This window comes from Variovorax guangxiensis (assembly GCF_003952165.1).
In the GTDB taxonomy this organism is placed as follows: Bacteria; Pseudomonadota; Gammaproteobacteria; order Burkholderiales; family Burkholderiaceae_C; genus Variovorax; species Variovorax guangxiensis.
The window spans coordinates 468145-490422 of record NZ_RXFT01000003.1 but is presented as its reverse complement, the minus strand read 5'-3'; the positions used below and the strand labels follow the sequence as shown (position 1 = coordinate 490422).

The 22278-nt window shown below is 59.2% G+C and carries 12 protein-coding genes; 2 read left to right on the top strand and 10 right to left on the bottom strand.

Annotated features, from left to right (window positions below; all coding sequences use genetic code 11):
• Positions 1–8109, top strand: a complete 8109-nt coding sequence (locus EJP67_RS34115) for a putative Ig domain-containing protein (protein WP_206169481.1) — start codon at positions 1–3, stop codon at positions 8107–8109.
• Positions 8110–9059: 950 nt separating this feature from the next.
• Here the strand turns inward: EJP67_RS34115 and EJP67_RS10570 are convergent.
• A complete protein-coding gene (locus EJP67_RS10570) occupies positions 9060–9263 on the bottom strand; it encodes a hypothetical protein (protein WP_126021647.1) in 204 nt (67 codons plus the stop codon).
• 24 nt (positions 9264–9287) lie between these two features.
• Entirely contained in the window at positions 9288–9542 is a 255-nt protein-coding gene (locus tag EJP67_RS10565) for a hypothetical protein (protein ID WP_126021646.1), read from the bottom strand.
• Positions 9543–10062: 520 nt separating this feature from the next.
• Between EJP67_RS10565 and EJP67_RS10560 the strand changes: the two genes are divergently transcribed.
• Positions 10063–10578: a DUF805 domain-containing protein gene (locus tag EJP67_RS10560; protein ID WP_126021645.1), complete on the top strand. Its 516-nt coding sequence runs from the start codon at positions 10063–10065 to the stop codon at positions 10576–10578.
• A gap of 81 nt (positions 10579–10659) precedes the next feature.
• Here EJP67_RS10560 and EJP67_RS10555 read toward each other — a convergent pair whose 3' ends face one another.
• The 8 genes from EJP67_RS10555 to EJP67_RS10520 form a co-directional block, all read right to left on the bottom strand.
• On the bottom strand, positions 10660–11007 hold the full coding sequence (locus EJP67_RS10555) for an STY0301 family protein (RefSeq protein ID WP_126021644.1): 348 nt from the start codon (positions 11005–11007) through the stop codon (positions 10660–10662).
• Positions 10994–11431 carry a BPSL0067 family protein gene (locus tag EJP67_RS10550; RefSeq protein ID WP_126021643.1) on the bottom strand — a complete coding sequence of 146 codons (438 nt, stop codon included), beginning with the start codon at positions 11429–11431 and terminating at the stop codon, positions 10994–10996. Before EJP67_RS10550 ends, EJP67_RS10555 begins: the two co-directional genes overlap by 14 nt.
• Before the next feature lie 90 nt (positions 11432–11521).
• Complete coding sequence (locus tag EJP67_RS10545) at positions 11522–12418, bottom strand: AP2/ERF family transcription factor (protein ID WP_126021642.1); 897 nt, start codon at positions 12416–12418, stop codon at positions 11522–11524.
• On the bottom strand, positions 12419–12916 hold the full coding sequence (locus tag EJP67_RS10540; RefSeq protein WP_126021641.1) for a pentapeptide repeat-containing protein: 498 nt from the start codon (positions 12914–12916) through the stop codon (positions 12419–12421).
• Between the two features lie 85 nt (positions 12917–13001).
• The gene (locus EJP67_RS10535; protein ID WP_126021640.1) at positions 13002–13553 is read right to left on the bottom strand and encodes an SMI1/KNR4 family protein; all 552 of its coding nucleotides are present in this window, start codon (positions 13551–13553) and stop codon (positions 13002–13004) included.
• A gap of 91 nt (positions 13554–13644) precedes the next feature.
• On the bottom strand, positions 13645–14148 hold the full coding sequence (locus tag EJP67_RS10530; protein WP_126021639.1) for a hypothetical protein: 504 nt from the start codon (positions 14146–14148) through the stop codon (positions 13645–13647).
• Positions 14148–19055 carry an RHS repeat-associated core domain-containing protein gene (locus tag EJP67_RS10525; protein WP_165909601.1) on the bottom strand — a complete coding sequence of 1636 codons (4908 nt, stop codon included), beginning with the start codon at positions 19053–19055 and terminating at the stop codon, positions 14148–14150. Before EJP67_RS10525 ends, EJP67_RS10530 begins: the two co-directional genes overlap by 1 nt.
• Positions 19056–19103: 48 nt before the next feature.
• Positions 19104–22079, bottom strand: coding sequence for a type VI secretion system Vgr family protein (locus tag EJP67_RS10520; protein WP_126021638.1), 2976 nt, complete (start codon positions 22077–22079; stop codon positions 19104–19106).
• Positions 22080–22278: the final 199 nt, after the last annotated feature.

The window sequence follows — 22278 nt, the reverse complement described above, 5'->3', positions numbered from 1 at the left end:
ATGGCAGTATCGCTTGACATGAAGATGGCCAATGGCCAAAGTTTTTTCCAGGTTGGGACTGGCGTCAATTTGCCTGCTGCAAAATGGACTCAGCTTCAGATGGATATTATTAATTCATCGCCTACTTTGGTGGCGAGATATGAAGCTGCAGCTGCCAACAACACGCCGTATGTAATAAGCACAAGAACCGGGATTTTCTATAATTCGGTGGGAACAGAAGAACTTCCAAAGGCGATTTACGTCGACCAGACCTACTTCAGGACCGGTCCGACGTCTTTGGATGTTTTTAATAATGCCCTCTATCTTGCAATCGAAGGAGGGCATGAAGCCTCGCATGATGCGGATGCACGAAATCCAGCTGTCGGCATCGCCAATCCATCTGACTACAGATCTCCAGGCGACTACAGCATTGGGCGAAGCCTGACTGAAGCCCGTGCAGTCGCTACAGAGGGGCGAGCAGACTACGAACTACAGGGCATACCATTTACAGTCGATGGTAAGGTCTTCTATGTTGACCCTATAAGTTTTTCGGCGGGCGCGAGCAGCTCTATCGATGTAGCTCTTGCCGCCATTAATGCTGATTCGTCGTTAACAACTCAGCAGAAGTTCGATAAATCAGTGATTGCCGCGCGAGATGCCTATCTGAATTCACAGCCATCAAATGACCCAGGAGTCACGTCTTATTTTGAACAAAACATGCGCCAATATGCGGCAGCGTGGTCTGGCTTGACGCAGCAGCAAATCACTTCAGTCACTCAGGATGACAATGGTTATTGGTCCGTAACGGCAAACACCGCAACAGGCTCCATTACAAAAAACTATGACCCCAGGGGAAATGTTGGAGTTGGCGCCGCAGCGCCGAGATTGAATTCTCAGACAATCACTTCCATTCTGGATGGCGGTGCATCGATTGTCGATAGTTCGAACTACAACACTAACAGGGAGAGCATTCAGGTATTCGATGCCGATCACAATCTCATTCGACGCACTGAAATATCTCCAGACTCCGTAACTGGTGGCAGATTTTCTACGGTTACTACCTATTTGCCGGGCGCTGCCCAGCCTGATGAAGTCGCGATCACACAACTGGACGTTGATGGGGACGTCATTCGAAATGGCCTTTTTGAAATAAGCAGTGGCGGCAGCTCTTCGACCGGCACTTTGTCACAAGTCATCGATGGTAGATCTGTTGTCTTTCGCGCCAGCCTGACTTCCGAGGGAAATATCTCCCTGACCGGTATTATTTCCATCGATGGTCAACCAGTGATCGATGGTGATCTTGTCAATTCGGCCTTCGGTGAACTCGAGGTTGACCTCCAAGGTTTTTGGCAGGGCCGTAACGATGGTGCTGTCAATCAACTGATTGCTGCCGCCGATTCGAATGACGCGGATGGCGTGGCTTCCGCGCCGGGCAGCGAATCGGGCACCGCCGGCTGGTACGCGTCGGCTGATGCACACCGCTTCGGCGATGCGCTCACAAGCGTTCAGAGCCTGATTGCGGGCCTTAAAAGCGGCAAGCCACTGCCCATCGCCTCCGGCGTTTTCGGCATCGCTTCCAGTGTGCTGCGCCATGCACAACTTGATGGGAGCGGCCAGGTCATCTACGACACGCAAGGCAGACCCCAGTTGGAGGCGGACTACCAGCTACTGACCGATATTTCCACTGTGCTGGGCAGCGTCAACGCCGCGGTTGGGCTGCGAGACGCGTTGGACCGTGGAGATGCCCTGGGCGCAATCAACAGCGGTGCGATCCTGAGTAGAGATGCCCTGAGAGGGATCAGCCGCGTGATGCACGGGCAAATCGCTGATCTTTTTGCGAGCGGAAATTCCGAAGCGGCATTCGAGCTTCTACAGGATCAGGGATTCGTCGATGGTGCCGCTGCTGGAATCGGCCAGATTGTCCCCTACCTGAGCCTGCTCAACGCCATTTCCAATGGTGATGAGTTTGGCGTCGTGTCCTCTGGCCTGGGCATCCTTGACGCGGCTGGTGTGAGTTGGGCGGGCCCAGTCGGCTGGATCGTCGCCATTGTCGGAATTGCCTACAGCATTCTCCAGGACGACCCTGAGCCTTGGGGATCGGGCGTCTTCCTGAGCAATGGCGACGGTGAGCACGTCCATGCGCAGCTTCTGCAGGGAGGGGACGGGGGCGAACAGACCACCGTGAATGCTCTGAACCACCTTATGTCCGCACTGGAAACCGTGATCCAGGATACAGAGGGAATGGGCATCATCGCAGCACGCTTACCGTGGCTGAGCTTCTCAGGAAATTCGCAAGGCGATGGTGCTTTCACGCTGAGCTGGCGCGATGAGAAGACCGGCGTGGTGACCGCCCGCGCCTTTGACAAGGACGGTAATCTCATTGCGGTTCCCGATGGATCCGATGTGGCCAGCAGCCCGGACTTCTTCAAGAGCCTGACGCAGCTGTTCATCGAGAAGGCCCTCGATGCCGGAGCTGTCGCGCCAAAGTGGATGGTTCAAACCATCGATGCGCAGGCTGCGAGCGGTACGAACCCGGTGCCCGGCTTCACCACATTGCAGTTCGCACAGGCCACCGGCCAGTTGTACGCGACGGATCCTGGTGATGCCTCGGCGGGCAACGCTGGCGGCGTCACAGGCCAGAGCACGCAAACTGCTCGCCCAATCGTTCTGGATCTCGATGGCAACGGCATCCAGGTGACTGATGCAGCCAGTGGCGGCAGCGTCCTTTACGACGTGGACGACGATGGATTCGTCGAGGAAACCAACTGGATCAGTGCGCGCGACGGGATTCTGGTGCTCGATCGAAACGGTGACGGTCGCATCAGTGGTGGCCACGAGATGTTCAGCGACTCCCAAGTCGATATGAGCAGGCGAGGGTTGTCCGTACTGAACGAGATTGATGCCAACGGCGACGGAAAACTCACGAACATTGATGCCGTCTTTTCTCATTTGAATGTCTGGCAAGACATCAATCACGACGGCCAGATTCAGACTCACGAACTGCGAACGCTGGCCCAACTGGGTATCAGCGAGCTCGACATCCGATCGGGGAGCTTCACGGCCAACGGCGTGAGCCGGTCCATGGCGGCAACAGGATTGCAAGCCGACAGCGCGGGCTTCATCACCCAGATGTCGGGCAACAGCCTGTTGGTTGTAAAGGAGACCGGAGAGACCAACCTACTGGCTTCGGCGCTCTATGACTACTCGAAGAGCACCAACTCCACGGAGCGCTCAGCACATACGCATTTGAGCGCCGACGGCTCGGTGATTGCCGTGGATGAGTTGATGGATGGTCTGGAAGATACTGCGATCACCGTCAGTATCGACCAGTTGCTCGACAACGATAAGGGCGCGGGCCCATTGTCGTTTGGGGCGATCACGGCAACAGTGGGCGGCAGTGCCTCATTTGATGCAACGAAGCGGACCATCACGTTCACGCCGTCGGCGAACTTCAATGGGACCGCCAGCTTTAGCTACAGCATCGTTGATGCCGCGGGGCAAACGAGCGTGGCCACGGCGGTTGTGGATGTTGCGCAAGTCAATGATGCGCCGGTGGTCAGTAGTTCGACGGGGACAAGATTCGCCCGCTGGGAAGATCTGGTGCAATCTTCGCGGCGTGTGGACCCTGACAGTTCTCAGGAGGTGGTGTCGTACGCATTGCCCGCCAATCCAGTGTTGGGCAGCCCGGTCAACGGCCAAGGCATCGTCAGTTTTGCGCACGCAACCCTGGCCTCGGAGGACGGATTGATCGGGTTCAGGGATGGAGCCATGTACTGGGGGACCGGGGTGATGTCGGGACCCTTTGGCGACACGGCATCTACCTGGCGCCCGATCTCTCTTGCGACACCACATCAAGGCGTCGTGAGTGCAAGCGATGCAGATGATCCGTCGAGTGCGCTGACCTACAAGCTGGTTCAGACGACGCGATACGGCACCTTGGTTCTCAACGAGCAGACCGGTGCGTGGAGTTATTTTGGCGGCGATCTCGAGGGCAAGGATGATGCTTTCGTGGTTCGCGTCAGTGATGGCCACGGAGGGGTGACGGACCTACAGGTCAAGGTGGAGAACGAGGATGTGCTCCATAGCGGGGCCGGAATTTGGGATGGAGAGACCGTCGGTGGAGAAGGCGGACCCGATGGCCCAGGTGGGAACCCGAGCACTGCCCCCGCAGATGGCGACGCTACTTCTGACGAATCCGACGAATCCGACGAATCCGACGAATCCGACGAATCCGACGAATCCGATGAGACCGAGACGGAGACCGAAACCGAGACGGAGACCGAGACCGAGACCGAGACCGAGACCGAAACCGAAACCGAGACCGAGACCGAGACCGAGACCGAGACCGAGACCGAAACCGAAACCGAGACCGAGACCGAAACCGAAACCGAAACCGAAACCGAAACCGAAACCGAAACCGAAACCGAAACCGAAACCGAGACCGAAACCGAGACCGAGACCGAGACCGAGACCGAGACCGAGACCGAGACCGAGACCGAGACCGAGACCGAGACCGAGACCGAGACCGAGACCGAGACCGAGACGGAAGGGACGGGTGAGACTGAAGGAACTGGGGAGACCGAAGGGTCCGGCGAAGGTACCGGTGAGGGCTCCGGCGAAGGCGGTGGCGGTGGAGAGGGTGGCGGTGGAGAAGGTGGCGGTGGAGAAGGTGGCGGTGGAGAAGGCGGCGGTGGAGAAGGCGGTGGCGAAAGCGCGCCTATCGTTCTCGACCTCAACGGAAATGGCTTTCGCTTCATCTCTGCGCGAGAGTCACACGCCTTCTACGACTTCACTGGCGATGGCATCCGGGAGCGAACCGGCTGGATTGCCGGGACTGATGGGCTTCTGGCTTACGATGCCAACGGCGATGGTTCAATCAATCAGCGCGACGAAATCCGCTTCAAGGGGTACGTACCAGGCGCGCAAACTGATCTTCAGGGATTAGCCGCATTCGATACGAACCACGACGGAAAACTGTCAGCTGCTGATGAGAAGTGGAACAGCTTCTATGTTTGGCAGGACGCGAATGAAGACGGCGTACAGACGCCCGACGAGTTGCGCACACTCGCGCAAAGAGGGATTGAGTCCCTTTCACTGACTAGCAATAACGCAGTAAGTACCATCTCGGGAAATACTGTCTACGGCATTGGTCAATACACACGCGTGGATGGATCCATTGGCCAACTTGCCGATGTCAAGTTCGGTGCAAGCACCGACGAATTCAGTGCAACCCCGGACGACAAGATCACTGTTGCTCCGCAGGGCGGAACGACGTCAAGCGGTGCGGGCAATGACCAGGTCCAAGGCAGTGATGCTGTAGACCAAATTTATGCTGGTGCGGGCGACGACATCGTGTGGGGCGCTGCCGGCGACGATATCGTCTACGGCGATTCGGGTAATGACGTCATCGATGGCGGCACTGGAAGCGACACCCTTTATGGCGGCAAAGGAAACGACGTCATCCTCGGAGGCGCTGGCGCGGATACCGTGTCTGGTGGAACTGGCGATGACCGCCTCTATGGCGGTGACGGAAGTGATCGGCTGCATGGCGGCGATGGCAACGATGCGCTGTCCGGGGATGCTGGTGACGATGTGCTTTACGGCGATGACGGCAATGACACCCTTTACGGAGGAGCTGGCAACGACTGGCTGTATGGCGGAAACGATGCGGATCGTATGCAAGGAGATGACGGAAACGACGTCTTCGTCGTCGGCAATGCCTTCGATATCGTCATAGAGGAGGCCAATGCCGGAAACGACACCGTCATCAGCTACATCGACTTCTCCCTGACAAGGAACGTTGAGAATCTGGTACTGGCAGGCAATGCAGATCTGGATGCCACCGGCAATGGATTGAACAATTCGCTTTTCGGCAATCAGGGCGACAACTATCTCGATGGGCGTGGCGGAGCCGATTTCATGGCTGGTGGAGCGGGTGACGACACCTATGTGGTGGACAGTGCCGACGATGTTGTGCTGGAGCAAGGAGATAGTTTCTCAATGCCTGCGAGCGCCGGCCAGTTTGCAGCAGACAACATGCTCAGCTCGGGCTTTTTCAATGCACTTGGTCATCAAGGCTTCACAGGTACGAGCTGGGGTGTTGATACGGTGGTCTCAAGCATCAGCTACACCCTCGGTGCCAACGTCGAGAACCTGATTCTCAGCGGCGACGCTGCCATCAATGGCACGGGGAACTCCTCGGTCAATTTGCTGAGAGGAAACTCGAACCGCAATACCCTGACCGCTGTTGGCAGTGGTGACACGCTTGAGGGGCTTGGTGGTGATGACACCCTCCTCGGTGCTTCTGGTCAGGACACCTTGAAAGGCGGCGACGGCAACGACATCCTGGACGGCGGCGCCGGCAATGATTTGCTGGATGGCGGAGCCGGCAGCAACACCTACCTGTTTGGCCGTGGCGACGGGGGCGATGAGATTCGGAGCACAGAGACAGCGCGGACGCAGATCAGCACGTTGCAGTTCAAGCAAGGCATTCTCACTTCGGATGTCTTGGCCACACGTTCGGCAGATGGCGCGGACCTGATACTGAGCATTGCAGGCACTGGTGATCGGGTGCTGATTGCGGGCTTCTTCCAGAACGGCGATCCGAATTCCGAGGCCAGCCCCGTACGACAGTTCAAGTTTGCTGATGGAACGACTTGGGGCGCCTCGAAGTTCGATTCGCTCGCGATCGCGTCCGCGCCCACGGTCCGGCATTTGCTGAATGCACAGGATGCAGTCGAAGACACTGCATGGACCTTTGTATTGCCTGTCGACACGTTTGCTACTGCAAGTGGCGTGGTCTTGAATCTCAGCGCAACGCTGGCAAATGGTGCAGCCTTGCCGTCCTGGCTTTCCTTCGATGCGGCGAGTCGGACCTTCACGGGAACGCCGCTCAACGCCGACGTGGGTCCCGTGGAGCTCAAGGTGATCGCCACTGATCCAGCGGGAGGAAATATCTCGACGACACTGGCCCTGGCCATTGCCAACACAAATGACGCACCCACGATTGGCACTCCCGTTGCTGCACAAACCATCGCCAGCGATGTCCAGTGGAGCTACGTCTTGCCTGTGACCATGTTCGCGGATTCGGACGCGGGCGACACGCTCTCCTTTACAGTCACGCGCAGCAACGGTGCGGCGCTGCCCGCTTGGCTGAGCTTCGATGCGGCGACGCGCACACTCAGCGGCAAGGCGGGTCCTGCAGACGCCGGAAATCTGGACCTGCGGATCACTGCGACCGACAGATCAGGCGCAAGTGCAAATCAACCCCTGCAACTCACCGTGACTGCGCCCGTTGGGCAAACGTTCACAGGGACCTCGGGCAACGACATCCTGAGAGGAACGGCAGGCAACGACACGCTCGACGGCGGTTGGGGGGCCGACACCATGACAGGCGGCGCGGGCAATGACACCTATAAGGTCGACGACCTAGGTGATGTTGTCGTTGAACTCGCTGGCGAAGGCGTTGACACTATCTTCTCCAGCCTCTTTCAGGGGCGCTACGATCTGGCTGCCAACATCGAGAATCTGGTCGCGGTGCATAACGGCGGCGGCGATGACATTGCAGAAATCTACGGCAACGCATTGAACAACGTCATCGAGGCGGACGGGGAAAACCTGGGCCGGATGTGGACAATCTATCTCCACGGAGGAGACGGCAACGATACGCTCAGAGTGCGCAACAGCGATAACAACTACCTGATTGGGGACGCAGGCGACGACATTCTGGATGGTGCGGCCGGCTGGGACTACCTCAAAGGCGGGACAGGGAATGACACCTTCCTCTTCGGTCGAGGCTCAGGAAGCGACGTCATCCAGCAAGACGGGGATGCACAGGGCGAAACAGACACAGTGCTGTTCGGACCGGGCGTTGCCGCTGACCAATTGTGGTTCCGTCAGAATGGCGACTCTTTGGAAATCAGCATTATCGGAACTAGCAACAAGATCACGATGAAGGCGACTGAGGTCGAACAGTTTAAGACCAGTGATGGGAAAACTCTGCTCGACAGTCAGGTGCACAACCTCGTGCAGGCCATGGCGGCATTCTCGCCGCCTGCGGCCGGTCAGACAACGCTTCCGGTGAACTATCAGAGCAGCCTGAATACCGTCATCGCAGCGAACTGGCAATAGTGGATTGAGCGTGTCCCGTCTCTAGAGACTAGGCAATAGCGGCAAGCTTCACCTGAAGGGAAACTTCAGTCGCGAATTGCCTGGAGCTCGAAACCGTGGACGAGAGGTCCGCGATTCGGATGCGCTGGACGCTCTTTTCTCACCTGGATTGCCGCACATGCATCACTTCCCGCGCAGGTTGCCTAGATGTGCAGGTAGACCGGGCCAATCCACGGAGAGCAGCCATAACTTGTTACAGAGGCATCGCCTGCTTTTCGTAAGTGTCTAGTGACGCCACCTTGACAGCTTCAGGTGCGCGGTACACAGACTTGGTGGCGTTGACGTCGGAGTCAGATGTCAGGTTTGCCTCGCTATAGTTCAAGCCACATGTCGAAAAACACCGGGGTGATCTTCGTTTCGCGACGCAATTCCTTGCGAAGCATCCTGGCGCAGGCCTGCCTTGAGCACCTCGGGGCAAATCGGTTCTTGGCGCTGTCGTGCGGGCAGCCGGGAATGATCGCCGAAGCCATCCATCCGGCAGCCATTGGCGCCTTGCGCAGCGCGAGTATGCCGATTCCGGTTTATCCACCTCGCGACTGGAATGCATTGATGCGAACGAATGCAACGCGCGCCGAGTTTGTCATCACACTTGACGAGGCAACGTCATCATTTCAGCCAAAGTGGCCCGGTCAGCCTGACTCCGCACTATGGGCGTTCCCGGATGCAGCCGACATCGCCACGTGGAAGTGGTGGCGCATGCGGCGGTCCAGATGTTGTATGCATTGCGTCGCCGATTGGAGTTGTTTGTCAACCTGCCGCTTCATGGCGCCGATCGCGCGGCGGTCCGGTCAGACGTCCGGGACTTGGCGCACATGCGATAGGACTCAGGCCCACGGCTTGCGCCGAAGACGTAAGACCGCCCCTCAAGCGCGCTGCTCGACCTCGCCCAACATGCCTGTCTGGCCGCGGCTTCAGCCAGCGCGCGGGCTTTGCGGCAGCGCCTTCAGCGCCGCAAATCCCTCTTCCAAGGCGACATCGAATTCTGGAAACGACTTCTGGGACTGGGCGATCCGGCGGTCGCCGGCCTCCGCTTCCTTGTGCTCTACCACGGCCCAGGCAAAGGCACCGGGGCTTACTTCCTCCACAACCACGCGGAACTGGCTTGAAAGGATCACGGCGCGCTCCGCACCGGACAAAGGTCAGTGCGAGGCCAGGATGTTGACCTGGTAGGACACGTCCAGCAGCTTTCCTTTTTGCGCGTAGTAGCGGTCGAGTCGCCATTCCTTCAGGATCTCCATCGAAAGGGAGAATGTCCCAAGGTTCAGCGCGTAGAGACTTGCGAGAGGAAAGTCGGCCTCGGATTCCAGCGCCAGGACCAGGCGGGCCAAAGTCCGGGATTCTTCGCTGCTCGGATCGGCCGTGATGATCCGGCGGGCTTCTTTGATTGCGTTCATGCTATTCCTTTGAAGAACAGATATGGGTGGCTGTCACAGCCTCGCAACGCACCGATGGCCTACCCGGCGCCTTGTAGGTGGATTTACTTGCTTCTCAGGAGAAGAATGCCAAGGTGCTCCAGTTCGCTCGGCAGTCTAGCACCGGCCGATCGTTGGAGGGCAAGGCATTGCGGGCTTCACGCTCATGCGCCATTCGTTTGTGTACCGTCATGTTCGCGTTGATGTCCTGCTCCAGAAGCAGGGGGACGTGTGTCGGTGGAACTGCGGGCTGAACGACGGCTCACGACTCAAAGGTGAAGCCGGTGGCGCGAGGCCGATCGGTGAAGATTTGCGATTGGCATGCATCGCCGTGCGTTCGGAAATCGATCGGCGCCGTCGCATGAGTGATCCTCGTCATGGATGACGGCATCCTGAGCCTTCAGATACAACGGGCAACGTCCGGCAACAGATTCTGCTGGGTCATTTTTGGAACGACAGACTCGGTGGGGGCGCGGACACTCGTTGGGCTTTGTTCATCGCTATGAAGAAAACAACCAGTCCTAATCCCTATGCTGCGCCCAGCGTGCCGGTGGACGATGTCTATGAAGATCGCATGGGCGTCCGGTCGGCGACGCTGTGGTCCACCAAGGGACGCATCGGCCGGTTGCGCTTCTTGGCCTACGTGTTTTATTCGTGCCTGCTTTGCGGCGTGGGCGCCGTTGGCATCGTGAGCACGGGTGTGCTGGGCGTCTTCCTCGGTGCGCCGAGTCTTGCTTCGCCGATCGGCATCGCTATCTCCACCGGCCTGGCCTTGGTTCCCTGGTCCATCTTTTACGCACTCGTGGCGATGCGGCGTGCGCACGACATGGACTGGCCGGGCTGGACACTACTTCTGACGCTGATACCCTTCGTCGGGCTACTCTGGATCTTCAAGGGTGGTACCGAAGGCCACAACCGCTTCGGAGCACCTCCACCGCCCAACGGGTCGGGTGTGCTCATCGGCGTTTGGCTGATGCCCGTCATCGTGCTCGTGATTGCGATGCTGGCGGCTCGCTAACAGCCAGCACGCTCGCTCGATGTTCATTCGCTTCGCGCGCTCGCCGATGCCATGTGATCGACCGGGTGACCGGCGAAAGGCCTAGTTGCAGTTCAGCGCCAGCGTCTTCTTGGCGTTGATCTTGTAGTCGCAGCGCGCTGTCTTCGCGGACAGCGTGACGTCCGAGGTCTGGCCGTCGGCATATTTGCAGCGCACCGTGACGACGCGGCCGGCTTCGTAGATGTAGCCGAGGCTCCAATGCCCAGAGGACTTGCCGGTCTCATCTGGCACCAGGGTTGCCATTTCCTCAGGTTTACCGTCGAACACGTCAACGAAGCGCAATGGCTGGCCGGTGCGTACCGGGCAAACCTCGGCCGACACCGCGGGAACGCCCGAGCAGGCCACCAGCAAGGTCAGCAACAGTGTGCTGAGGGCCCTAGTCGACGACATAGAAGTTGTCCCCATTGTTCGAATTGCCGGGCGCACCCCAGCGCAGTAGCCGAGGGCCAACAGCCTTCGGGCTGGGTGGCGTCACGTACTGGTCGTAGACGTTGACGCCGGCCGGACTTTGTCCGACATAGATGGCGGCATGGCCCTGATAGTGACCGCCGCTGTTGAAGGTCGCGATGACGGTGCCGGGTTGGATGTCCTTGTTGTCCTTGACAGCAGCACCCTTGCGCCAGTTCGTGGTCGCTGGAAGCGTTGGACAAACCTTCTTCACATAGGAAACACATTGGCCGCAGAGATTGATCCCGGTGGTCTCGCTGGCGCTGGGCACTGTGCCGGATGGCGCAAGGCTCGAGGTCGGGGCGCAGGTCCATTTCCCGACCGGCGCACTGGCGTTGTTCTGATAGTTGCTGGATACGTAAGCCAAAAAAGTACCTCCATGATTGAAATACCGACGCCGAATTTACCGACGCCATGCTGCCTTCTGAAAATGAGTTTCTCGCTCTGAGTCAAGGCACTAAATTCTTCGATGATCCATGGCCTTTAGCTTCAATTGCTCTTGCCGTGCCGCGATAGCCAACGTCTTGGCACTCTCAAAGCCATACTTTCGCACCGAGAAGTACGCACGTCCGATTGCTCGGCCACGATGGAGTGTTGCAGCCTTCCATGCTTTGGGTTCACCTGAAGGAAATCTCAAGAGGAAAACACCCGGCATTCCCGTTGAACTGCTGCGACGCAATTCTTCGCCGGGCATCAGCCGCGCCGGCAGGTTGACGTTGAGGGCGCGTGGCTCAGATTTCCTGGCCAATGTCTCCCCTTCATGGACATGCGGGAAGCCCTCCATCATCTCCAATTGCTTCTCGCGCTCGGCAACAGCCATTCGCTTTGCATTCAGATCGCCTAGCGCCTTGATATTGAAGTTCTTCGAGAGAACGTGACCGGGGCCAAGGACCGTCTTGGCATTCCATGCGGTAGGTGTGCCTTTCGCATCGAACACACAGAAGACACCGGCAACTCCACTGGTGTTGTGGGAGCGTGGCCGCGTGGCCAGTATCTTTTTCTGAGTGGGCGGGTGACTTCTGACCAACTCATCACGCCATAGCTTTGCATGCTCCAGCGCGGCCTGTTCGCCACCATAGGGGCCGAACCCGAATGTCTTGCGAAGCACGGCACCCTGTCTTCTGATCATCACGACCCACCGACGTGAAGCAGCAACGCGATAGATGCCGTACATCTCGGCTGAATGCTGTCTGCGCTCGTTGCCGCCTTTGAAGTGATTGACGAGACTCCCGGACATCTTGGCAACGTCGACCAGCTCAGGAGTCAGTTGCGAATTGCTCAACCGGTGATTCATCGGAAACTCAAACAGCTGCGGTATCTGTACCGGGCAAACATAGTCCTGCTTCGCAATCACTCAGCTGTTGATGATGGCATTGTTGAACCGCAGTTCCTCGAAGTGACTACCTGTGAAGTTCACTCGCCGCCCCCGCAGATTGCTGGCCGTGATCTCGCGTCCATGGCAATCGAGCACGTCGACTTGCGACCAGAGGCTGTTGTCGAACCCGAGCGAAGTCCAGGTGCACTGCCGGAAAGCCGAACTGCTGAACTGTGCATCACTGAACTGCGACGCGCTGAAAGTACACCCGACAAAGGTGCAGTCGGTGATGCCGATGCCCTCGAAGTCACACGAACTGAAGGTGCAATTGCTGAACCGGCAACTGCTCCACTGCGCTTTCTTGAAAGTGACCGCGGTAAAGCTGCTGCCGGAAAAGGTGCTGGAGGAGAACTGAGCCAAGTTCAGGTCGAGGCCTGAATAGGAGGAACTGTCGGACTCGCCCGAAAGGCCTGCCTGTGCCCCTCCCGCGCCTTTGCGCCAACGATCATGGTCAAGGATGATGACTTGAGATGCCATGTGCAGATTTCCTTAGCAGTGGCTGGAACAAGGTGATTGCCGCACCAGCTGGCGCGGGCAGCGCACGGTTGACATCAGCTGCCGCTCATCCCACGTCGAGGGTCAGTTTGTTCAGGAACTCAGAGAAGGAAGCTGCCACCACCTCGGTGTTGTCAAAGTAGTCGCTCGCGTCATCTTCATCCGACTCGAAATTGTGATCCCAGTACAGGATCTCTCCGAGATTGCCTGAAGCGGTGTTGAGCAGAACCAGATCACCGCCGCCCGCAGATGCAATGGGGAAAGTCTTTTCCGGAACCCTTCCGTCATAGACCTTCATGCGAGCGCCTATGGAGTCTCCAAACCCCAGGGGGGCCTTTAACGCAAGCAGCGAATTGATCACCCGCTCATTGGAGCGAGTCTTCAGCAGGGTTGCGCTCGGAATCCCGCCATTGTGAGATTTCAGGAACGCCTTGTAGTCCTCTGGAACCGCCCCAACGACGTTCTCGAGTTCCTTGATGTCTTCATCGGTCGGATTGCCGGTCTCGTACATCGAGCGATAGGCCTTGCTTGTTCTTCTGTCCAACCTGCTTCCTGCTCTGGCTTGCGCCTCGATCTCTACTTCGGACAAGCCCAGCTTTCTGAACTTGAGGTTGTTCATGCGATCTCTAACGCGTCGCGCACCATGGCACTCTGGCCGTTCTCACAGAGATCTACCAGAAAGACAGTCGGATGATTGCTCGTCATGTCAATCATTCATTGGAGTAAACGACCAGTTTTCCGGCTGGGAGCTTTCCATCCCAACCACATGGAAATCCGTCATTGAGGTATGCACTCTGGATGCTCTTCCAGACCTCGGGAAAACTGTCGTTTGCGTAGCAATTGAGCAAGATCCGTACATCCCTGTGCATCAACTCGATGAGCAAGCACCCATCGCCCTTAGTCCACTTCGTGTCGGCACCGTTGAAGTTTTTCCCCCTCAGACCGAAGTAATCGTTCTTCCTCAGATTGAAGTCGATCCATCTCTTCCACTCAAATTCTGGCGGGAAGACGTCCGGAGAGTCACTCACGGTTTGCCATTCGTCAAACGTATCAAAAGAGTCGTTGCTGGCGAAATCGATACCGACCTCAGGATCAGAGATCACCAAGTTCGCGGATCTATCGCCCGAAAATCCTCGATCGAAGTACCCATCGCGATGAAGATAGTCCACCAGTGGCTGAGCCTTGGCAATCAGTTGTTCCCAGTTTTCCGCCATCACTGCGCCCTTATGTTGTCTTTGATGCTGTTTTTCCAGTCGGTCGTCACACCAGGAACTCCATTTGGATGTTGATTCCCGTACATGGTGAGCCCGCCGTTTGAAAGCTGTGTTCTGAGTGCCGTCTGGACAACCTTCAGCTTGGTGCAACCACTGACGCCGCCCCCTTTGAACCGAGCCGCACCGGCCATGGCGACTTCCGCAGCAGCGCTGTAGCCTGCGTGGTATCCGTAGTGGGTCGTTTTTCCAAATCCTGCCCCGTTTATTTGAGCAACTGACGAATCCTTCGGCAAGGCAATGAGATTGTCTACATTGTGGACATCAAAGTTCGGGCAGAGCTTCTTGGCCGCAGCCACCGAGGAGGCACTCTTCGGGATCACGTGGTGGACCTGATAGCCACTCGGCAGGGGGCCATATTTTTCCTCCCAGTTGGTCTGCCACTGTGATGCCAGGCCGACCGCATCGGTCCACTGAACGGGATTGATTGCATACGCGTGAAGGTTACTGCCGCCAAGCAGAGCAATCGGGTCGCTGCTGACGAACCTCCCTACCTGCGGGTCGTAATACCGATACCGGTTGTAGTGCAATCCGGTCTCTTCATCCCAATACTGCCCCTGGAACCGAATCGGATTCCTGAATCCTGCCTTCCTGCCAGCTTCGCTGATCGCTTGTCTCGCTTCGCCCCACGCCTTGTAGCTTGCCGACCAGGCCACTCGCCCCTCATGGTCCGTCAGTTCCTGCGGCGTTCCCAGGTGGTCGCATTGGTAGAAGGCAATCTCCTCTCTCGCAAAAGACTCTGGCGTCCTGAGTTGCCGCCCATTCCATAGCGGGTCTTGCTCGAGGTCGTAGCGCCCGCCGTGCGCCGCCATCAACTCCTTCACATCCGTCGTCTCGCTCAGTTCGACGGCACGTGCCTGCCTGATCTGCACCAGTGGCACGAACGAGCCGAATTCATGGACATAGTGGATGCTGTCGCCCCTCCAGGACAACTCCTGCTGCCCTTCTGTACTTTGCGTGCTCTCGAAGGCCAGTGTGTCTCCATCCCATCCGAATACGGTGACTTCTTCACCCGATCGCTTCGTGATGCGTCGACCTAGCGCGTCATAGCTGAAGCTGGTCGTTCTACCGTAGGTAGTGGCACTGCGCATGCGGTTGTAGCCATCCCACGTGAATGTGGTCTTCTCTCCATTGCGCGCGCGTTCCTGCAGGTTACCGCGCTCGTCCCATTTGTAGTAGGTCCCGGCGTAGTCCTTGAGCAAGTTATCCATCAGCCGTCCGGCCATGCTGCGGCCATCATCGTCAAGGCGAACAGCGACGCGGTTGGTGATACGGCCCGAGACCTGCGTGTCCGAGCGCTTATCGGAAGGGGTGCCGATGTTTCCTGCAGGATCGAATGCGAACGTCTCCCGGCCCAATCGGCTGTTGGCCTCCAGCAGACGCCCGACCGGGTCATACCGATAGCTCAAGCTGCCGCGGCGGCCGTCGCCGATGGCGATCAACTGGCCTGCCTTGTCGTATGCGTAGCTGCGACGGATACCGACGGTTTCGACCGCACCGGGCCTTGTCTGCGAGATCTGCTGCTCCAGCAGCCTGCCGGCCGGGTCATAACGCTGGCTCTGAATCAGCCCGTTACTTTGCTCGCGAGCAATCTCGCGGTGCAGGTCGTCGCGCTCGAAACCAAGAACGTCGTGCCCGTCGATCAGCAACCCATGCACATGACCCGAACCGTAGGTCAGCCATTGCGTGACATGGCCATCTGGACGAATGGTGGCCACGCGCTGATTGAGTTCGTCGTAGCCATGCTGCCAGACTGCCGTGCGCCTCATGGCCAGATAGTGCTGATGTTCGCGCACCACGTTGCCTGCGCGGTCGTAGAACCACTGCAACTTCGCATCGTCGTTCGTCGCCTCGACCAATCGGCCATTGCGGTCGTAGACGAAGCGCTCAGTCTGGCCGCCGGCCCTGCGCTCGTTGAGTCGGCCCAGCGAATCGAACTCGAACTCGGTGTGGTGGCCAGCCTCGATGACCTCCGCCAAAACACCCGTGGTCTCCTCGTAGCGGTACTGCGTCGTCTTTCGGTCGAAGCCGGTTTCCTCAAGCAGCCTGCCGACCGGGTCATAGCGGAAGTTGTAGTGGCTGCCGTTTTCGTTGCGCATTTCGCTCAGTCGGCCCAACAGATCCCAGCCGTACTTGAGCGTGCGGCCCGCAGCATCGGTGCGCTCCGCCACCAGGCCGGCACGGGTGTAGTCGTACCTCGTGCGACGTCCCAGTGCATCAGTGTGCACAAGCAGACGCCCCTCCGCATCATGCACCAGGTGTTCGCTGGTGCCGTCGGGGTGGACGATCTCTTCGAGGCGGCCCGGTGGATTCGCGTCGGTCGGCGTTACAGCCCGCGACAGATCAGCCAGGTCCGTGTAGCGATACCTGGTCGCATGGCCCAAGGCATCAGTCACCTTGACCAATCGCCCCCGAGGGTCGTAAGCCCACTGCGTGATCTTTCCCGAACAGTCGGTGTGGCTGGCCAACTCGCCGGCGTTCGTATATGTCAGCGTCTTGACCCCACCCTTGGCATCGGTGACGCGCACCGGGCGCCCTGCCTGGTCGTAGGCGTACGCGGTCTTGTGGCCCAGCGGATCGATTTCTTCAACGAGCCGGCCCTGGTCGTCGTAGTCGCGTTTCCAGACGCCGCCCTCGGCGTCGAGGATGCCCGTCACCCGGTGATGCGCGTCGTGCTCGAAGTGGGTGCAACCACCATCGGCTCGCATATGGCTCTGCAAGTTGCCATGGGCGTCGTAGACGAAGCTGTCGACGCCGCCATCCGTGTGAATGTGGCGGATGATGTTCTTGTCGTTATCGCGGTAGAACCACTCCTCCAGTTTGTCGGGATGGATGATGCGATAGGTGTAGCCCAGGATGTCGTAGTAATACCAGGTCTCTTGCCCGAGGGCATCAGTGACGTAGGTCAACCGGATGTTCTTGTCCCACTCCAGCTTCAACGCAAAACTGCCGTCATCGCTCCATTCGCGCACGGCCCTGGCATCGGCGCTGGTGCCGTCATACTCGAGGTTCATGCCGCGCCCAGTGCGATCGGTGTAGCGGGTGACGAGGTGATGGGTGTAGCTGTACTGCCAGCTCGCGCCGTTCTCGTCCTGCGCCGAAACCAGGTCGCCCTCTTCGTCGTATGCATAGGCCGCGAGTTGGCGAGCGACCTGACCGTCTCTGATCTCCCACAGGCTTTCGATCAGCCCGCTGCCGGCGTGAGGACGAGTGCCGACATGGGCAAGCGCGACATCGCCTTGCTTGCTGATGATGTCGCTCAGGACTTGCTCGCCAGTGGCGACTATCACGTGGTCGTAGCGCAGGCCGATGCCGGTTCCGTCACCGGCAGTCAATGCCACGAGGCGGAAGTGCTGCTTGCCCTGTGTCTTGACCTTGCCGGCGACGGTTTCGACCAGTTCGTAGGTTTCGCGCCAGTCACTCGGCGCACCTGCCGGCATGGGCTTGCCGAAGTCCAGTGTCAGCAAGCGATCGCTCAGGCGAGTGAGCGTCACCTCTTCGATCGGATCCCGGTGGCTTTGCCCGACAGCAAGCACAGGGTACGCATGGCTGCGCCCATCGGCGCCGTGATGGATGAAGCTCTTCTTCCCCTGTCGCTTGCCTTTGGCGGCCGTCGCGATGTCCACCCGCGTGGAGTACGGGGTGAGCCAGCGTGCACCGAGGTTGCCCTGATCGAAGGCTCCCAAGTTGCTGCGGTAGGTGCGAGACCACGTGATCGGCAGCGGTGCGGTCACCACGAAATCGGTGTGCGTAAAGTTTTCGCATCCCATGGCCAAGCTGATGGCGCTCCCGACCTTTGCCGTCGCGGGGCAGTTCTTGCAATCCTTGGCATCGCCGGTCGCGGGCGCATTTTTTCCCAGGGCAACATGCTCACCGCCCGGATTGGGCTTGGTCGCCTCCGCTCCCTTGTGCGCCGAGACGTTGGCTGCGAGCTTGGCCTTGCGCTTGCTCAGCGCGTTCCTCAGGATCACGATCATCCACGCGATGCCGTATTGAAGGCCTTCGTCGGCGAGCATGACGATCTTTTGTTTCGCCAGCCCCTTCAGCTCAGTCAGGCTGCCGATGGTCTCGTTGATCTTCGTCCGCGCGATCTCGGGGAGTCCGTATTGAGACGACTTGGCGACGACATAGTTGGCTGTACTCTGTGACGCATCGGAAACAGCACCCCACACGCGCGACCAGGTGCTTTGAGTTTCAGGGTCGTAGCCATTCTTCTCCGCACCGGTGCTTGCCGAGAACAGCGGCTTTTCGCCAAGAGCGATCTTCAGCGCGCCGATCAACCCCTCAGCCATCTCATCGACCTTCTTGGCGCAGTCCTGCAAGAAACCATTGAGGTAGCCCTGGGCCTCATCGGCGAATTTTTCGAGCGTCCCAGCAATGGTGTCGTTCAGGTGCGTGATGAGGACGTTCATCACCGCCTCGCCAATGCTCGGCACGACGTTCTTGGCCGACTTGGCGATCTCTTGCTTCAGCAGATGCAGCATCGGCCGAAGGCTCATGCGAGCTGCCCCGGTAGCCGGCGGAAACGGGATGACCCCTAGAAGATTGATCGCGAGGCTGACCCACTGCAGCACGTCCTGGTACAGCTTCTTCGTGATCATGTCGATGATGTCCCAGACGGCATCGACCAGCGCCATGATGTTGCTGATGATCGGTATGCTGCCTGCAACGGTCAGCAGCGTGTCCAGGGTCACGTAGTCCTTGGTGAGCCAGCGCAACCATGCGTCGATCTTCGCCTTGGCAGCACCGATGTCTTCGACGCCGATGGTGTTCAGCGGTGCCACCGCGGTCTGGCGGTCTCGCTCCTTGTCCTGCGAATCGGGCGTTCCTTGTGGAGCCTCGTCAGCCATCTATCGATTCCCCTTGATATGCTTTTTCGAGCGTCGCGGCGCCGACGCTCAGCCCGCGAAGCCTGGCGTCTGACCAAGGCTCCCAATCGAGCCAAGCTTGGGCAGTGCCGCCCCAGGTAACTGGGGCACCATCGCGCCGGCTTTCTGGACCGCCATACCCGTGGCTGCTTGTGCGGCCTGCCCGAGCAGGGCTTGTGCACCGCCTTGTTGGACAGCCTGCATTGCAGCAACGGCTTGCTGGGCAGTGCCGGCCATCTGGGCGATTTGTCCGACCTGCCCGAGACCTCCCCCCAAGCCCTGGGCAAGGTTGCCAAACGCTCCTGCGCCACCGCCGAGCAAGCTGGAGGCAGCGCCGCCAAGTCCGCCGATACCACCGGCAGTTGCGTCCGTAGCACCCGTGTTTGGCGCGGCCTCCGCCTCGCCGGTCTTGGCCGGCCAGCGATCGGGTTTGCCGAAATAGCTGCCCTTGTCCCAAGGGTCGCTCGGATCCTTGCCAAAAGTCACCTTGGCCTGCCCGACAGGAAGACCGGAGACCGTGGCAAAGCCGTTGTTGTCGAGCTTGCCGCTGTGTGTGGCGCCCTCGGAGTCCACCACCGTGTAGTCGCCTTGCTTCACACCCTGGCGCATCTCGCCTGTGGCCTTGACATACTGGTGATACAGATCGAGTTGCCCCTTTGGCAATTGAGCGGGTTGGGGCAACCGAGGTTGTCCGTCGCTCTTCGGCCCCACCATCGAGTGGGAAGCCGCATGCGCGCGCCACAACCCGTTGGTCCCGTTCTCGATACCTCCAGCATTCAGGCGGATGTAGCTCGATCCACCATTGAGCATCAGCTCTTCCTTGGCCGTGATGGTGATCCGGTTGGCCTCCATCTTGATGTCGAGCTTGGCCAGTACATTGATGCTGTTCTTGAGCGCCGTGATGTCGATATCGGCAGCGGCCGCAGCCATGCGAATGCCGTTGTTGAACGCGACCATGCGCACGGCATCCTTTGCGCTGACCAGGAAGCTGTTGCCGGTGGCGAAACTCGCATGTGCCCCGCTGGTGATGGCCGTGTGCTCGACGCTCACGATATGCGTGGAACCCTGTGCCGTGGTCTGGATACCGGCCGGACTTGCCAGTGTCAGGTGCGGCTCCTGGAACTCCGGGAATTCACCCTTGGACGCATTGCCACCACTGCCCTTGATCGCGTCGTTCTGCTCTTTGAGGCCCTTGGCAACTTCATCCTGATCACCCGCTTCATGAGCCTTGGCCCCCTTGGCTGCCTCAGACAGGCTTTCGTGGAGGTCGCGCCCCTGCGTGAGCCGGCCGACGGTTTCGCGCATGTCCGTGATGTGAGCCTGTGCGTTGGCGCGCGCCTCGGTCGTGACGAGCAGCCCCGCCTTTGCGCGAATGGCTCCATGCCCGTCGGTACGCAGTTCGAAGCCTTGGCCTCGGTCGTCCGTGCGTCCCGAGGTGTCATCGATGCGGCCAATATGGCCAAGGCTCAAGCTGGAGCTTTGGTGATCGCTCTTGAGCTGCGCCTGGATCTTGCCGCTAGTGTCGTCGAGCGCCAGATGATTGCTTTGGCCGCCCTTGAGCTCGCGGCTGCGCAGGCCCGCCAGATGCTTCTGTTCGGGCAACTGCCACGCAGGCATCTCATCGGCGTTGTGCACGCGGCCGACAACGATGGGGTAGTCAGGATCGCCATTGAGGAAGTCGACGACGACCTCCTGCCCAATGCGTGGCAATGCGGCCATGCCGAAGGTTGATCCTGCCCAGCCGAGAGAAACGCGCAGCCAGCAGCTGGAGTTCTCGTTCTTCTGGCCGAGCCGATCCCACTGGAACTGGACCTTGATCCGACCGTATTTGTCCGTCCAGATTTCTTCGCCGGCTGGGCCGACCACGAGCGCCGTTTGCGGACCGCGGGTGCGTGGCTTGATCGTGCTGCGCTTCGGTCGCCACGCATAGGCGGTGGGCTGCACGTCGAAAGCGAAGCGCTGCACGGAGCCCTCGGATGCGCTGGCACCTTCGCTGGCTTGAAGGTTCTCCTGCAGGTCATAGGCCACACCGAGCAGCAGGTACTGCTGGTTCTGGTCCTCCCGGGGATGGCTGGCCAGACGCATCGTGTAGCCCGGTGCCAGATCGCGCCGGTTGGAGTTGCCGCGCGCACGGCTGCGCTCGCTCAGTTGCTCTTCGTTGCGGATCCGTGCATAGGTCTCTCCATCACCCTGGTCGGTGTAATCACCAGGCCATTCGTACAGCTCGTGGCTGTCGTGATCGTGACCTGGAGGCAACTGCCGCTGACTGGAGAGATCGGCCTTGGGTTTTTCGAAGTCGTAGTCGCTGCGGTAGTGGTGCCCGGGGCGCACGCTCTCGTGCTGCATCCATTCGGTGACGCGCTCGCTGGGCTCGAGCCCACCGGTCATGCCGGCTTTCTCCTCGGGGTGGAAGCGGACTTCCTCTCCGCCAGGCAGGGCTCCATGCGAGCTGGCAATGTCATCGGCGAAGACCAGTACATGCTGCTCGGCCTCGTGCCGGAAGTAGTAGTAAATGCCCTCGTGCTCGCACAGGCGCGAGACGAAATCGAAATCGCTTTCCCCGCCATTCGGACCACCGTACTGCACGCAGTAGTTCCACGTCCGGTAACTGCGGCTGAGCTTCTGCTCCATCGGATAGCCGTAGCGCCCGAGGACCGCTGTGACGATGTCGGGAACAGTCTGATCTTGAAAGATCCGGTAGTCGCTTCGGCGCGTTGCCAGCCACAACCATGGACGCAACCGCATCCTGTAGAAGGACTGGCGGCTGTCTTCCTGGGACAGGCCGAAGCTGGTTACGACACCGCCAAGATGGCGAACATCACCGCGCTCTGTCTGGATGGCAACAGTGGCGTTCTTGCCGAGGAGTACTTTGGGTTCAATGGCGTTGCTGTTGCCCAGCAGATCGATGTCGAAGACATACGGCTCGCTGAGAGCTTCGCGGCCGGCCAATCGATGGAATTGAAGCGCATCGCCTGCGGACGTAGCGATGGTGACACGCCGTGTCATGGCGTCAGGCCCGTGCGTACACACGCACCTTCGTGAATGGACATGCGATCTCCCTGCAGCCGATCACCGTGTTGGATCAAGACGGCTTCAGCTTTGTTCGATTATGTAATTGCCGCCCGCCTCTGCGTAAGCGCCCAAAAGTATCAAGGCAGTGTTACGGGCTTATGGCGTGGGCTGTACGAGAGGCTGGACGCTGCGG